The sequence below is a fragment of the Streptomyces sp. NPDC002851 genome (assembly GCF_053591935.1).
On sequence record NZ_JBSFUT010000003.1, the window covers coordinates 220797 to 234597 of the forward strand.

Here is a 13801-nt window from a genome sequence, read left to right on the forward strand (position 1 = left end):
ATCGTCGCACGTGCATCCAACCTGAGGAACTCGAAGTCGCCGGTCAGGCCCGCTTCTGTGGCTGCCTCGCGCCTAGCGGCCTGTAGCGGAGCTACCCCTGCTTCACCATCACCAGCCACCCCCTGCTAATAGGCATCGTCCGAGCGACGGAACAAGGCATAGAGCAGCCCTTCTTCAGTCTCGCGATGGGGCAGCACCAGCACCTGGAACGGAGCGCGGCCACCTACAACTTCAGCCATCGCTCCCCGGTAGAGCTCACGGGGTCGGCCGTGGTCTGGTCCTGGGAAGCCACGTTTCCCGAGACGTGTCCGAATGGCCAGCGCCATCGCTGGCACACGTCCACGCAATCAGGCCGTCCATCCGAGAGTCTGTTTTGTAGGATTCGCGACTTCGTACGCACTGGGTACTGCGGAAACGCCGGAATCCGCGCTTGGTCAGGACTGCGTGTGTCGGTCGATCATGAGCAATTGAGGCAGTGATCTCGGTGTATGTGGTCACTGTGAGTGAGGCTCACATGTCGAGCGGCTGGACAAGAGAAGGATGGCTTGCCCGGTCGGATGCGCGGACCGAGCGCGGATCAGCGGCGCGGGGATGGCTCAGGCGTCATCGTTGACGGAACGCTGGCTCCGATCGCCATTTCGGCAACATGGGTGATCGGAGCCCCGTAGCATACTTTTCGACTGTAGCCGCACTCGGGCAGTGGAACGATCTCTGACTCTCGTAGCTGGAAAGTGGCGTCGCATGAAGTCCCGTATCCCCTGGGATCGATTGGAGCCGGCCGAGGCCGAACTCTTGATCTCCATCTTGCTCTTGACGGAGTACTCCCCTCATGCTCAGCGAATCCATCCGGCGGGGCGTCGTGGCGACGGGGGTGTCGATGTCCAGAGGTACAAGCCACTCGCTCGTATCCATGACGTCTTCCAGATCAAGTACTTCACCCTCCTGGGGTCTAGCGAGAAGGACCAGATCCGGCGCTCGCTCCAGCGCCTTATGGAGAGTCAGGTAGTAAAGGCTGAGAGCTGGTTCATCACGATGCCGCTCAAGCTGACCCTCACGCACCAAGACTGGCTGGCCGACCTGGCCAAGGAAGTGCAGCCGGAATTCGATCTCCACTGGTTTGGGCTCGATCAGCTGGAGGCGCTTGCGTCGAAGCATCCGCAAGTGGAGGATTTCTACCTCAATGGGGGAAACGGCAGAGTCGCGGAGGCCATGAAGGCGCTGGAAAGCCTGGCGGCGATCAGCAACCTCGACTCAGTGACGCCTGATTCGGTTCAGGCGAAGGTGCTCGACATCGTGGCGCAACTGAACCGCAATGACCCTCAGTTCACCTTTGCCATCTTCGCGGACGACCCGACCCGCAAGCCCACCTCTCCCGATGGGCCGTCGCCAACGAAAATGCCCGAACTGCTCGTAGCGCGCAAAATCATCGGTCGTGGTCAGCACAGTTCAGGAATCGATATCTTTGCCCGTTATCCGGAGGCCCCTGAAGATCGGCCGGAAGATCTAAAGGTCACACTCGAATTGCTGGGTGTTGACGAGGAAGAACTGCGCAGGACCCTCTACAGCGGACAACCGCTCATGGCTCGAGCCAGAATGAACCTAGACCTGCCGGCTGGCATGACCGTGGGCGAGGGTGAGGAGGCCTTTGTCCGCCTGAGCCCGCTTGGTGGTCCTAGGAAGATTCGTCTGGTGGTCGAGACCGAACGGGGTGACGTCGCAGCTCAGGTCGGCATCACGCTCAGAACACCTGCCTCGCAGCCTCCTCGCGGAACAAGGCTCGTAGGACATGATGAACACGGGTGTCTTGATATCGAGATCCTGCTAGATCCTTCATCGCCAACCGCACCCCTGAACGCCACTATCGTCGAGCGCCCGCTTTCAGGGCTTCCCGTCAAGCAAGTTGTTGCAGCGGCTGATTTTCTGGAATCGCTTCACGCGCCAAATCGTGTGCGAATCGCTGGTGAGTTTGGGCCGCCATTTGAGGGCGCTTCCCCTGTCCCCAGCACTTTGACGCCTTTCAGCCGTGCGCGGACTATGGCGCTGCGCTCCCTTGCCGCGATCCAGGATGCCGTTCGACAGCCGCTCAAAGTGCCCGCATCCTATGACCACCAGCAGGTCGTTCTAGTTGCCAAAGCCATCGCTCAGGGGCGAGTGGAACACCAATGGGGCGAGGCTTCCGTGAGACTTCCGGTAAAGGAAGCTCGGAGCATCCTGAATGGCGCGGACCCTGATGATCTCGACCGCTCGCCTGCATGGGTGCGCCTGGACATGTCTGCATCTATTGTCCTCGACGATGCAGAGATCACCATCCCTGGCATGTACCGAACCTTGGAGCATGCTCGGATCGTCCGCTGGGTGGACGAAGGTGATGGGACCGCGACCGTTGATGTGATCCCGGCAGACCCTCATCGCAGAGCCACGTTGACGTATGACCGTGAAAACCAGAGGAACGACCCAAGCAAGTGGAAGACTCCATAGAGCCAACACCAATCCGATGTCAACGAAACGCCTTCATCGTCAGCGAAGTCGCGGATCCTAGATGTTTCAGATCGTGTAAGCCGTCTCAGGCCAAGTCGGCCAGTACCGCCCCCATCGCGGAGTAGCTCTCGCGTACCCCGTCGGTGTTCGAAAGGCGATGACGCTCCAAGCGGATCGCGCCGAGATGCCGGGCGTCGTAGATCTTCGAGCGCCAGGCTGCGGCTTCAGACTGCTCCAAACAGTCGTAGGTGTCCCAGAACGCCTGCCGCTCATCAGACTTGGCTGTGACCATGCGGATGGTCCAGTCAGCTGCCGGATCGCCCCACCATGTCCGATCGATGTCGTACACGCCGCTGATCGTCGGTTCCGGCGCATTGTGATCAAGCAGAGTGTTGGGGACCCACAGGTCCCCGCCGAGCAAGCGGGGTTCGGTGATCTCATCGAGGACGGTGCGGTGGCGGAGTGCAGCAGCAGAGACCTTGCGCACGTCGCTGGCGTCGATGCCGGCGCCTTCCAGGTCGGCGGCGATGTCATCCAGGGACGCGGTGACCGCCTCGCTCCACGTCCGGTACGTGGGACCGGCAACCGGGCCGAAGGCGGGGCCACGGACCGCGTGCACGCGTTGCGTGATCTCGCCGAGCTGCCGGTAGTACGTCGGCCACGTCGACCGCGGGTACGTGCGGAGGTGCTCGGTGGCTGGGATACCGTCGAGCAGCGACTGCACCATGTAGTCACGGCTGATGATCTCGTGGGTGAAGTCCACCGTGATGAGGCGGGGCATGAGGGGCGCGAGTTCCGCGAGGTAGGGCAGGCTGGCGTACTCGTTGCGCATCAGCGCCCGCTCCGAGGTGAACTGGCGGTCCGGCTCCGGGGCGATCCTCAGGATCACTGGTCGCTCCTGGTCGGCGACGGTGACTTTGAGGGTCGTGTTGTACATCCCGGTGCCGAGCTCGGTCGCCGAAGCGACCTCGGTGTGGGTTCCGAAGGCTCGGCGGCAGATTGCCTCGATCTCATCCGAGGCCACGGCTTGCTGAAATGCCCCGGGTGCTCGCGGCACTGGCTGAAACTGCATGAGTGTCGTCCCCCTAGCGCAGCCTGCCGGGGCACCGTATCGCGGGGGTCTGCGCGGGATGGCCATGTCCCGGGCGTGTGCCACCCGGCATCGGGCGTTTGGGACTGGCACGACCGGACGGCCAGGACGCTGGCAGTGGTCGTCCTCAGTCAGCGGTTGTTAGGGCTCAGCAGCGTGGCGGCCGCGGCGATGAAGGCGACGGATGCTTCCTTGGCCGCATGCCGCCGGGCGTCCAGTTCGGTCCGGTCGATGGCCTTGCGCAGCGCGTACGTGGCATCTGCGGCTTGCTGGGCGGGGCCGGCCAGCTCGGGGACCAGGATCTGAAGTCGGATGTGGGGCGCGGTGATTGCCGCCCGGGTGTCGTGGGACCTCGTCTGGGCCTCCAGCTGGTGCTCGGTGCCTGTCTCGGTCAGGGCCAGACGTGCCCGATGGAACATCGCCGAGCGGTGCGCGTCCAGGGCGGCCGCGAAGTCGGTGACGGCGCCGAGCTGGTCCTGGCGGTGGTTGTCGGCGCGCTCCTCGGCGCGTGCGGTGCGTGCCGAACGGTGCTGGAGGAGTCCGGCGGTCAGGGCACCGGCGAGGGTACCGAGTACGGCAACGATCGAAGGCCATATGGACATCAGGTGTTGGGTCCTCTCGGGTAGTCGGTTTTCGGCGGTGAGGTCGGCGGACAGCGAGGTACGCGGCGGCGCCTTCGGTGGCGGGGTTACGCCTGCGGCGCTCCGGACCTACCCTGGCGGTCAGTTGCGGCTGGGGTCAGAGATTGGAGTCCGGGGCCATGATCACTTGCTCCGAGCCATCACACGAGACGGCCGGAAGCAAGTACCAGCGCGCTCCCAGAACTCAGCAACACGTTTCTTGTCGCTGACGGAGCGTTTCCAGCGGTGACCAGCGGTAAAACCACTTCGATGCCGCTGGTCATGTGGACACGCTGTCGCTGGCCTCCGAGAGGTCACGGAAGGCTTGGAGGGAGGTCAGACTCCAGGCCCGCACCTTGTCCCACGGTTCTGCGTGGTACGGGCCCCACAAGGCCCCGGCCGCGAGCGACGTACGTCCGGGGATCTCCTCGGCCACGATGCGTACCGGAAGCCCGGCCGGCAGAAGTCCGACCCCGATGGTGAGCCCGGAGACCTCGCCCCTACGACGACGATCGGCCCCTTGCTGGCATGCCCCGACGTAACCAACTGGTCGGAGTGAAGGGCTCTCATCGCCCTCGGACGGACTCGCGGTCCTGTGGGACATCACCCCTGAACGCCGCTGGGGCGTGGGCCCTTTCGGCGGGAACGCCGCGGACGAGGTCTGGATCAGGTTCGACCCGCGGATCTTCGTGAAAGATCCCGCAAGCCAACTCTCCACTCTCCAGGCCGCGTTCCGCACCGCCTACTACCTGCCGCAGGTCAGCAAGGTCGCTGTCGGCTCGGACCACACGACTCACCTGCGCGAACTCCTCGAAGCCCTACGCTACGAGGTCGACACCAAGAAGGTCCGGAGCCACCGTGGACTCCTCCGCGGCCGAGGAGTGGCCACATGACGCCCACCGCACCCGCCGTACAACCAGTCGACCTCCGCAAACAGTCGGTCGAGGCCGTACTCGAGCGTGTGGAGCGATCCCTCCAGACCCGCCTCGATCGCTCCACGGCGGTACGCAAGCGCCGCTCCATCGGAGCCAGAACCGGCCGCGACACATGGGTACGCATCGAGCGCCGCCCCCTCGCAAGGATCGACGATCAGGGCTGGAACGGCACCGAATGCGCCACCCGCCTGACCGGCGTCACCCAACCGACCTGGCACCAGTGCGTGGTGTGGCGCGACCCGCACGACGAGGCAATGTGGCGGGCCGACGAGACCGACCTCCTTCCCGGCAAGCCCATCGGCACCAGCGTGCTCGCCACCGACCCCGAGCTACCCGACGAATGGTGGAAGTCCCTCAACACCTCCCTGGACGCCCTCGCCACACACCACACCACCCGCATCGCCACCCCAGACACGGTGACCATCACCCAAGACCTCATCACCCAGACCATCCAACGCGCCTTCCCTCAGGCCACCAACACGAGCACGGAGCACTGGCAGCCCGCCCACGCGGACCTGAACTGGGCCAACATGACCGCACCACGCTTCAGCCTCTTCGACTGGGAAGACTGGGGCATGGCCCCTCGCGGACTCGACGCCGCATCCCTGTGGGGCAGCTCCCTGGCTGTACCCGCACTCGCCGCGCGCGTACACCGCGAGCGACGCCATGACCTTGCCAGCCACGACGGCAAGGTCATGACACTCTTCGTCTGCGCGAAAATCCTGGCTCCAGACGCGCACCCCGAAGACCCACGCCTGGCGCCTGCTCGCTACACAGCGACGCAACTCATCGAAGAACTCCAGAACGGTTAGTGCGCTCTCGCAACCGTGTTGAGGTATTGATCTCGCGGCGTCTGGCGTCCGCTGGCACGATCGTGCCTCAGGTAGCGGCAGCGCGGCGCAGCACGAGACTGGTTGGCCTGGGACCTAGGCCAGTTCGTGACGGATTGCTCCCTACCGAATCCCGTGCGATCGACGAACTCTGGAGCCTCACATGCCCCGAGCGCCATTCCAAGTCCTCATCGTCCCCTTCCGTCAGCGAGCCGAACGCGTCGAGTTCGCAGTGCTACGGCGCAAGGACAACGGCATCTGGCAGGCCGTCGCTGGTGGCGGCGAGGGAGACGAGACACCCCAACAGGGCGCTGCCCGAGAGGTACAGGAAGAACTGAGCCCCAGTCGACCGGCGCCCCTGTACCCACTGCAAGTCACCGCCAGCATCCCGGCACGGTTCTTCACGGAACGCGGCCATTGGCCGACGGGCACCTACGTCGTGCCCGAGTACTCGTTTGCTGCCGACCTCACCGAGGCGGAGATCACGATCTCGCAAGAGCACACCGCCATCCAGTGGCTAGACTGCGAGACGGCACACAGCTTGCTGCACTTCGACAGCAACCGCGTCGCCCTGGGCGAACTTCACGAGCGTCTCCTCGCCTCCGATCTTCATGACCCTGGCCTCGAAGGCGACAGGGCGTAGCAGAGCGAGATCCTCGACGCCTCATAGCGGCACAGTCGCCCACAGGCTCTGGACAACGGCTCCAGCGAGACCGAAATTCACCAGGGATGGGCAGCGCGTTGCCCGTTCTTCTCCTGTGACAGTTGCCTGCCCATCAGCCGCGGTCGACTCAACTTCAGAGTAGGAAGATCAACCAGACGCTGCGGACGCCTTTCCCCGTGTTCTTCCTCCGGCACATTTCCGGCTCGTCCCCGGCACGGTGGAGGGGCTGCGCCGCATCAGCGCCGTGGCCACCGTGGTCACCCTGTCCAACCCGCGTCGGTGCCCCCGCGATCCTTCTGACCCGTGAACACCATGCAGGCACCCGTCCCGTAGAGACCGCTGACCTGATCATCCCGGGCTCGCACTCCACACTCGTCTACGAGCATCGCCTCTGATCCCGCTGCCGGATACCGCACACAGATGGACGGCTCGTCGCCGACATCCGGCGGTGCCAGCCGCGCCGACCCGATGGAGAGTCGAGCCGTACAGGCAGTGACCGGACACGGGCCGGGCACCGTAGGCTCGTCGAGGCGCTCACCCCCGCTCCACGCTGCTGGTGCGCCGGCCCAGGATGACGGGGACCGTGGTTCCGGTCGTCGGGGAGGGCCGGTAGACGATGCCGTAGTCGCGGGCGAAGCGGTTGGCCTCGGCCTCCGAGTTACTCATCCGGTGCAGGTAGAGCGCGTAGGCGACAGAGGCGGTCTGCTCCTGGGTCAGGCACAGCCGCCAGCGGTTGTCGCTGCGGCTGAACGGCGCGGTGCGCACTCGCTCGGCGAGCCCCTCGGCCGGCCCCGTGGTCAGGTCACCGGCGAGACGGACGAAGACCCGTACCGCGTCCATCTGGGCCGGGCGCAGCTCCACGAGCTGTTCTCCGGGCCCGGGTTCGGGCTCACCGAAGGTCTGCGGCGGGCGGGCGTGCGCGTAGGTGCGAACGTCACGGCCGCTGGAGGTCAGCCGCGCTGCCCAGCGCACGGGCCGGGACAAGCGAGCGGACAGTTCCGCGCAGATCTCTCGGTCCGCCAGTTCCACCAGCCCCTCGCTCACCAGCGCCTCCACACGCTGCTGGTCCTGTACGGGCACACCGTCCACAACCCACGCCTCGCGCGCGGCCTGCTCGTGCTCCCACAGCATGTCCAGCAGGGCGATCCGCTTCTCGGAGTGCCTCAAGACGTCCCCCTGTTCGGTCTCGATCGGCGGCGGGCGAGTCCATCGTCTCTGGCCATGGCTCGTGTTGCGCTGTTTCCCCTTCGCCGTCACTCCGGTGAGCGAGCACCAGGCGGTACGCCGTCGCTCCGGGGCAGGGGCCGATGGCACGCTGAGGGGTCTCTTGCCGTCGGCGATCGGCACGCCAGCCGACGACGGCGGCAGCGTTGCCGGCCATAGCTCCGCCGACCGTGGAGGGCGAGGGCCGTCGTCGGCCGGACCGTGGTCTGCACCGCTGTCCGGGCCGCGTGGGAGCATGCGGCAGGAAGACAGCGTGAACTCGTCGGCTTGAGGAAGGCGCGGCATGACAGGGCAGTGGGGTCTGGCGGTCACCAGGGCGCAGCAACTGGCGTCCGCCGCCTTGACCGTCACCGACAACAACTGGGAGTACACCGGCACCCGCAACGTGCTGGCCATCGCCCTTGCGGCACTGGGCCGCCAGAGGGCGGGCGGCGTGGAGGCGGTGACACTCGGATCGCTGCTGTGGCATCTCGCGCGCCTGGACGGCGGTGTCCGGGAACTCGCCACCCCCTTGGTCGGCGAGGACCTTGCCCTCTCCACGGACACGGATCCCGCCACGGTGGACGACGACAGCGATCCGCTGATCGCCACCTGGCTGTGGCTGACCCGCACCTGGCCCGCCGACCCCCACCCCCCTCTCTCGAAGCAGAGGTGGGACGGCATGACACGCGGCCTCGCACGCGGTTCCGAGGAACCGGCCGTCGTGGTCTGCCGCGGCCTGGCCGTGGACGCCGTCTGCCACGCCCTGGAGGAAGAACTGCACCGTCCCCTGCCGACCGGCACCCACGTGCAGGGCGTTGGCGGGGAGTTCGACGGCGTAACCGGCTCCGTGATCGCCCCGGCCTGGTACTTCGACGACGAACGCCGAGACCTGTCCGGCGGTCCCCTGCCGCACGGCTACGAGATCCAGCTGGCCCAGCCCGCCGCCGACAACACAGTGAACGTCATCTGGCGCACCGCGGCACTGCAGGTCGTCCTGGACGAAGAGGCATGGGAGGAGACCCACCGCAGCGCCTACGGTCTGGACGCCTGGACACGGGCCGAGCGCCAGGCATGGGTCCTGACCCAACGGCACATCGGCTACCACGCGGACGACCTCGACCTGTACGCGTCCGGCACCGCCTCCACCCCCGAGGCCATCAGCGAGCGCGAGGACACGTGGCTGCCCGCCAACCGGATCCTGGCGCTGGCCGTGTGGCGCGCGGCACGCCACGAGGGGCTGCTGGTCGACGACGTGGACCTGGCCCGGCCGCTGTGGTGGCTGGGCGGGGCCCTGCCCGAGCGCCTGTTCGCCGACCCGCTGCCCGCCTGGGACCCCGCTCCCGTCACCGGCTCCTGGCAGGAGCTGCGGGAGAGGGAAGACGAACTCCTGGAGGCTGCCCGGGGTATCGCGACCTGGCATCAGCTCCGCGACCTGCACGACAACCGCCCGCTACGCGACACCGAGGACTCCACTAGCCTTCAGCCGCCGCCCGTGCTGCTGGGCGACCGCTGCCGGGACCTGACGTCCGGACCGTTCCGCGACGGACAACCGCCGCGGTGGCAGCCCGCCGTCGAGTACGCCATCAAGGCCGTCACCGGCGCCCTGCGTCAACTGCACGCCGGAGAGTGGGCACCCCAGGCCCAGGCCCGGCAGGCTGCGGCCGAGCTGCTGCCCACGCTCCAGGCGCCCCCCGACATCCCCGAACTGCCCGCCCACGTCCAGGGGGCGGCCTGGATCCAGCGTGCCCTGCGGATCGGACACATCCGCGCCACCCTCCGAACCGTCCAGGAACACCACAAGGGCGAGACCGAACTCGACGTCCACCCCGCGCAGCCGCTCGGCCTGGCGATCGGCCTGGTCTGGAACGCCCTGGACGACAGCACCCCGGCCCTGTCCGGTCTTGAAGCGGTGTGGGCACAGCGGCAGCACGACGTGGCCCGGTGGGAACGCACTCACCTTCCCCTCGCGCTGCGCGCGTACATCCGCGCCCTTGAAGACCTCGCCGGTGAGCTGGGCACCCTGTGCCTCGACCTGAGCTCCGGCCACTCCGGCCACTAGACCTACCACCCGACGAGAAACCCTGACGGCGGCGGGCGTCAGGGTGCTCCCCCCGAAGGACTCGCCCGTCCGAGGGCACGGAAAAGGGGGAGCACTACAGTGGAGAACACCAACCGCGAAGGGGGCGACGGCACTTGGACGACGAATACAGCGAGCCGAAACCATTCGAACCCGCCCCCGCCGCTGCAGAGACCGAGTGGCGGTTCACCGCTCCGCGCCTGATCCTTGTCGAATGGCGTGATGCCCACGCCGACTGGCACAACAGGGTCATGTCCGACGAGTTGTTCGCGCCGTCCAACTCCTACCTGCCTCACCGAGGGGTCGAGGCGCTCGCCTGCCCCTGCGGCAACTACAAGAAGCTCACCGTCATCGGAACCTGGGGCGGGCCGCTGACCCTGCAATGTCCCTGCTCCAGTCCCTTCCGGGCGACCTCCGACGCGCCCTGGGCCGTGAACCTGCTCAAGCGGCTCATCCTGTGGTACGCCGACGCCACCTCGGAACTGCGCCACCTCGACGATCTCATCATCGAGCGGCACACGGCCCACCAGATCTACCGGGACCGGGTCACCGACCTCGTCGACAACAGCGCCGCCACCAGCACGGAACACGACCTGCGGGCCCTGATCCACGCGCCCGTCCCGGACAGCCATCTGCTGCCCCTGGCCCGCGCGGTAACGCGACGCGAAGAGCGGGAAACCCGCCCCATGCAGCTGCGGCGGGCGCTAAGGGAGGTACGCCTGACACCGGAGAGCGAACGCCCCCGCTACGCCGGCGGCCCCCTCACCGGTTACCTGATCCGCGCGATGACCGCGCTCGCCGACTCAGGTGACCGCGACCTGATGTGCACGGACGAGGGCCGCCGCCTCATGGACACCATCGACCGTGTGACTGCGGATGTCCTGGCGCAGGATCCGGGTTCGGCTACGGCTTCCTGATACCGCCAGGACGTCTGTCTGACGGACGGTCTAGCCTAGCGAGGCGTGCGCGTCACGGAGATCTCGCTGCCCGGCCGTGCCCTTCCGGCACCTGAACTACTAGCCCCAGCAGCAGGACACGAGACTGATCACGCCGCTTCGTAGCGCGTGAAGAATCCGTCCTCGACCTCTGTGATCCGTTTCCTGGACCGCAGCAGGTCCGTATCCGAGGTCGCCGATCTGCTGGAGTGTCATCCGGCCACGGTCCGCGCTGAGGTCCACCACTTCACGGCCGGCGGGATCGAGGCACTGCCCGATGCCTCTCGCTCGAGCCTTCCGGCAAAGCTCCCGGGGCCAGACGACCGGACCGCGTTGAGTTGGCCGAGCTGCTCGGGGTCCCCGCCGGGACGGGGATGACGTGGAGTGCTCCGGCCATGCGACTGGCTGCGGGTCGAGCACGGGGGCGAGATCTCCGCGGACTGGCTGAGCAGCACGAGCCGCCGCCGGAACACAACGTCGGCCGCCACAGTAGCGGTGACGGCTGCCTCACCCGAAGGCACGAAGCAGCGTCGCGAGCCGTTCCGCCACGTCGAGCAGAACGCGATCTGCGTATGGCCGGCCAATGATCTGGACGCCAATGGGCAGCCCCTGGGTGGTCGTGGCCAGTGGTGCGACCAGGGCGGGGAGGCCGATGTGGCTGGTGAGGTTGGTCCAGCCGGTCTGGTCGAAGAAGTTCCGCTCCTGGCCGTCGACCGTAAGGGTGCGGCTGCCTGCCGGGATCGCGGGTGTTGGTGCGGCTGGTGTGACGAGCACGTCGTGTTCCGTGAGGAACCGCTGCCAGTCCGATCGGAGTCTGGCGCGTTCTTCGTTCGCGCGCAGCCAGTTGCGGTGGGTTTGGGTCCGGTGGCGGAGGAAGGTCGCGCGGGGACTGGTGTCGTCGTCCTGCAACTGGCGTACAGCGGTGAGTTCGGCAGCAGCGATTTGTCATCGGCCGTGGCCGTCGCTGTGGCATGCAGGAGTTGTTCGAACAGGCGCGTGGAGTCGGTGAAACCAACAGGTCCGGGTGTGTGTCGAACCAGGGCTCCGACAGCAGTCAGCGTCTCCTCAAGGGTGCCGAGGGCCCGCGCGGTCTCGTGGTCGACGGGGCAGTTCGGGTCATCGGCCCAGATCGCAATGCTCAAGTGCTCAATGCCCTTGCCGGATGTCGACAGGTCTACGCGCCAGGGTGTGCCCTCGGCTGGTGTCGGTGTGGTGAGCGCGGTGAGCAGCAGGTCGAGGTCTCTGGGGTGGCGGGCCAGGGGGCCGGGGGTGACCATGTCGCTGCTGGTGAGCCAGCCCGGCGGCCGGGGAATGTGGCCGCGGGCCGGGACGAGTCCGTGGGTAGGGCGCAGACCGTGGACGCCGCAATAGTGAGCCGGAAGCCGAAGTGAGCCGGCGAGGTCGCTGCCGAGGTCGGCGGGGTCAGGTGGGCGGCAACTGCGGCGGCGGGGCCGCCGGAGGAACCGCCGGCGGTGCGCTTGGGGTCGTGCGGATTGAGTGTGGGCCCGAACAGGCTGTTGTCCGTGTGCAGGTCCTGGCAGTACGCCGGGGTGTTGGTCTTGCCCATGATCACGGCGCCTTGATAGCGAAGCCGAGCGACCGCGTCGGCGTCACGTGCGGGTACGTGATCCGCCAGTTCCTCGGCGCCGCTGGTAGTGCGCAGGCCGGCCGTCTCGAAGCTGTCCTTGATCGTGAGGGGAAGGCCGTCGAAGGTTCCCCTCTTCTCGTTGCGGGCGCGGCGTTCGTCTGCCGCTTGTGCGGCGGCCTGGGCCGCCTCGTCGTCGCGGGTGATGACTGCGTTGACGTGGCTGGCGTCGATCCGGTCGAGGTGGAGGTCGAGCAGCTCGCGGCTGGAGATCTCGCGACGGTCCAGGGCTTTGAGCTGGACGTGAGCCGGTTGGCGGGTGAGATCGGTCGTCATGCGGAGACTCGCTCAAGGTGGGGGGCTCGTGCGGGCTGGCGGGGCAGGTGGCGCGCGACATCGAGGAGAGCGTCGATGTCGTCCATGGGCCGGCTGGTCTGGCGTTCGGAGTCGGCGAATTCGGTGAGCTGGTCGGGCGCCGGGCGGGCGCCTTCGGCCCTGGCGGCGATTCCGGCGAGGATCTGGTCGGCCGTGACGGCGGCCGACAGCTCCTGGCCGTGAAGCCCTCGGGCCCGGTGGTGGGCTTCGCTGGCCTCGCGTACTGCGGCATCGAGGTACTGGCGGATCACGAACCGGTCGTCCCGGATTTCGACTGCTCGTTCGATCGCATCCGGCAGGGAGAGCTACCGAGCAGGCTCAGCCCAAGCGCAAGCGTTCGTGCCGTCATGGACCACAGGACCAGACCCGCTCTGTTGGTTTCTCCTTCGGAGACAGCGGTCGTTCCTTCCCCTGCCGCCTGGCACGGCCCTAACCTCCAAGGATGATGACGGTCAGGTGGGCGTACGAACTGGCAGAAGTGCTCCTGAGCGAGAGTCTGCCGCGAAGATGGGCGCACACACAGGGGGTGACCGCCTGCGCGAAGCGGCTGCAGCCGCTCGTGGGGGACAGAGGCGCGGTCTTGGAGGCGGCCGCAGTGCTCCATGACATCGGGTATGCGCCGCCGCTTGTCGACACCGGCTTTCACCCTCTCGACGGTGCGCGCCATCTCCAGACAGTCGACGCGGCAGACGCTCGAGTGCTGCGTCTGGTGGCGAACCACTCCTACGCCCTGTTGGAAGCCGAGGAACGAGGGCTTCGGGCGGAGTTGACCGTTGAGTTCCCATTGCTTGATGACCCGCTGCTTGTGGACGCCTTGGTGTACTGCGACATGACCACCACGCCGGACGGCGGACGCACAGCCTCAGCGGCGCGGGTCGAGGAGATCCTTGGACGCTACGGCCAGGACAGCGTGGTCGGGCGCTTCATCCGCCGAGCCGAACCCGAGATCCACGACAGTGTGGAGCGGGTGCGGGCGGCGGCGGTCGCGGCGGGCGTGATGCTCTGA

General features: G+C 67.0%; 14 protein-coding genes and 1 pseudogene. 8 read left to right on the top strand and 7 right to left on the bottom strand.

What is annotated here, in order from left to right; genetic code table 11:
* Nucleotides 1-741: 741 nt before the first annotated feature.
* Nucleotides 742-2478, top strand: coding sequence for a hypothetical protein (locus ACWD10_RS04645; protein ID WP_451086945.1), 1737 nt, complete (start codon nucleotides 742-744; stop codon nucleotides 2476-2478).
* Nucleotides 2479-2563: 85 nt separating this feature from the next.
* On the opposite strand, the gene ACWD10_RS04650 is transcribed toward ACWD10_RS04645, so the two are convergent.
* The 3 genes from ACWD10_RS04650 to ACWD10_RS04660 form a co-directional block, all read right to left on the bottom strand.
* A complete protein-coding gene (locus ACWD10_RS04650; RefSeq protein ID WP_451086947.1) occupies nucleotides 2564-3616 on the bottom strand; it encodes a phosphotransferase family protein in 1053 nt (350 codons plus the stop codon).
* A gap of 83 nt (nucleotides 3617-3699) precedes the next feature.
* Complete coding sequence (locus ACWD10_RS04655; RefSeq protein WP_451086948.1) at nucleotides 3700-4170, bottom strand: hypothetical protein; 471 nt, start codon at nucleotides 4168-4170, stop codon at nucleotides 3700-3702.
* A gap of 298 nt (nucleotides 4171-4468) precedes the next feature.
* Nucleotides 4469-4624 carry a hypothetical protein gene (locus tag ACWD10_RS04660; protein WP_451086950.1) on the bottom strand — a complete coding sequence of 52 codons (156 nt, stop codon included), beginning with the start codon at nucleotides 4622-4624 and terminating at the stop codon, nucleotides 4469-4471.
* Between the two features lie 190 nt (nucleotides 4625-4814).
* Here ACWD10_RS04660 and ACWD10_RS04665 point away from each other — a divergent pair, with 190 nt between their 5' ends.
* The 3 genes from ACWD10_RS04665 (at nucleotide 4815) to ACWD10_RS04675 (ending at nucleotide 6596) form a co-directional block, all read left to right on the top strand.
* Nucleotides 4815-5081 (top strand): hypothetical protein, encoded by a 267-nt coding sequence (locus tag ACWD10_RS04665; protein WP_451086952.1) that lies wholly within the window; start codon nucleotides 4815-4817, stop codon nucleotides 5079-5081.
* Nucleotides 5078-5935, top strand: coding sequence for a hypothetical protein (locus ACWD10_RS04670; RefSeq protein WP_451086954.1), 858 nt, complete (start codon nucleotides 5078-5080; stop codon nucleotides 5933-5935). The genes ACWD10_RS04665 and ACWD10_RS04670 overlap by 4 nt, the downstream gene beginning before the upstream one ends.
* 181 nt (nucleotides 5936-6116) lie before the next feature.
* Entirely contained in the window at nucleotides 6117-6596 is a 480-nt protein-coding gene (locus ACWD10_RS04675; protein WP_451086956.1) for an NUDIX hydrolase, read from the top strand.
* Between the two features lie 555 nt (nucleotides 6597-7151).
* Here ACWD10_RS04675 and ACWD10_RS04680 read toward each other — a convergent pair.
* Nucleotides 7152-7784 carry a DUF6417 family protein gene (locus ACWD10_RS04680; protein WP_451086958.1) on the bottom strand — a complete coding sequence of 211 codons (633 nt, stop codon included), beginning with the start codon at nucleotides 7782-7784 and terminating at the stop codon, nucleotides 7152-7154.
* A 340-nt stretch (nucleotides 7785-8124) separates the two neighbouring features.
* Here ACWD10_RS04680 and ACWD10_RS04685 point away from each other — a divergent pair, with 340 nt between their 5' ends.
* The 3 genes from ACWD10_RS04685 to ACWD10_RS04695 all read left to right on the top strand — a co-directional run bounded on the left by ACWD10_RS04685 (nucleotide 8125) and on the right by ACWD10_RS04695 (nucleotide 11213).
* Nucleotides 8125-9882, top strand: coding sequence for a hypothetical protein (locus tag ACWD10_RS04685; protein WP_451086960.1), 1758 nt, complete (start codon nucleotides 8125-8127; stop codon nucleotides 9880-9882).
* 269 nt (nucleotides 9883-10151) lie between these two features.
* Nucleotides 10152-10817, top strand: a complete 666-nt coding sequence (locus tag ACWD10_RS04690; RefSeq protein WP_451086962.1) for a hypothetical protein — start codon at nucleotides 10152-10154, stop codon at nucleotides 10815-10817.
* Between the two features lie 171 nt (nucleotides 10818-10988).
* On the top strand, nucleotides 10989-11213 hold the full coding sequence (locus tag ACWD10_RS04695) for a helix-turn-helix domain-containing protein (RefSeq protein WP_451087211.1): 225 nt from the start codon (nucleotides 10989-10991) through the stop codon (nucleotides 11211-11213).
* A 129-nt stretch (nucleotides 11214-11342) separates the two neighbouring features.
* Here ACWD10_RS04695 and ACWD10_RS04700 read toward each other — a convergent pair whose 3' ends face one another.
* The 3 genes and pseudogenes from ACWD10_RS04700 to ACWD10_RS04710 all read right to left on the bottom strand — a co-directional run bounded on the left by ACWD10_RS04700 (nucleotide 11343) and on the right by ACWD10_RS04710 (nucleotide 13094).
* A complete protein-coding gene (locus ACWD10_RS04700; protein ID WP_451086964.1) occupies nucleotides 11343-11744 on the bottom strand; it encodes an amidase family protein in 402 nt (133 codons plus the stop codon).
* Between the two features lie 176 nt (nucleotides 11745-11920).
* A pseudogene (locus ACWD10_RS04705) lies at nucleotides 11921-12756 on the bottom strand (amidase); the annotation flags it as partial.
* Nucleotides 12753-13094 (bottom strand): DUF6545 domain-containing protein, encoded by a 342-nt coding sequence (locus ACWD10_RS04710; protein WP_451087213.1) that lies wholly within the window; start codon nucleotides 13092-13094, stop codon nucleotides 12753-12755. The gene ACWD10_RS04710 and the pseudogene ACWD10_RS04705, both read right to left, overlap by 4 nt.
* A gap of 146 nt (nucleotides 13095-13240) precedes the next feature.
* Between ACWD10_RS04710 and ACWD10_RS04715 the strand changes: the two genes are divergently transcribed.
* Nucleotides 13241-13801, top strand: coding sequence for an HD domain-containing protein (locus ACWD10_RS04715; protein WP_451087215.1), 561 nt, complete (start codon nucleotides 13241-13243; stop codon nucleotides 13799-13801).

Excerpts from the sequence above, each read along its gene's own strand:
- ACWD10_RS04655 (WP_451086948.1), bottom strand. The coding sequence starts at position 4,170 with ATGTCCATATGGCCTTCGATCGTTGCCGTACTCGGTACCCTCGCCGGT.
- ACWD10_RS04675 (WP_451086956.1), top strand. The coding sequence starts at position 6,117 with ATGCCCCGAGCGCCATTCCAAGTCCTCATCGTCCCCTTCCGTCAGCGA.
- ACWD10_RS04715 (WP_451087215.1), top strand. The coding sequence starts at position 13,241 with ATGACGGTCAGGTGGGCGTACGAACTGGCAGAAGTGCTCCTGAGCGAG.
- ACWD10_RS04645 (WP_451086945.1), top strand. The coding sequence starts at position 742 with ATGAAGTCCCGTATCCCCTGGGATCGATTGGAGCCGGCCGAGGCCGAA.
- ACWD10_RS04690 (WP_451086962.1), top strand. The coding sequence starts at position 10,152 with ATGTCCGACGAGTTGTTCGCGCCGTCCAACTCCTACCTGCCTCACCGA.
- ACWD10_RS04650 (WP_451086947.1), bottom strand. The coding sequence starts at position 3,616 with ATGGCCATCCCGCGCAGACCCCCGCGATACGGTGCCCCGGCAGGCTGC.
- ACWD10_RS04685 (WP_451086960.1), top strand. The coding sequence starts at position 8,125 with ATGACAGGGCAGTGGGGTCTGGCGGTCACCAGGGCGCAGCAACTGGCG.
- ACWD10_RS04670 (WP_451086954.1), top strand. The coding sequence starts at position 5,078 with ATGACGCCCACCGCACCCGCCGTACAACCAGTCGACCTCCGCAAACAG.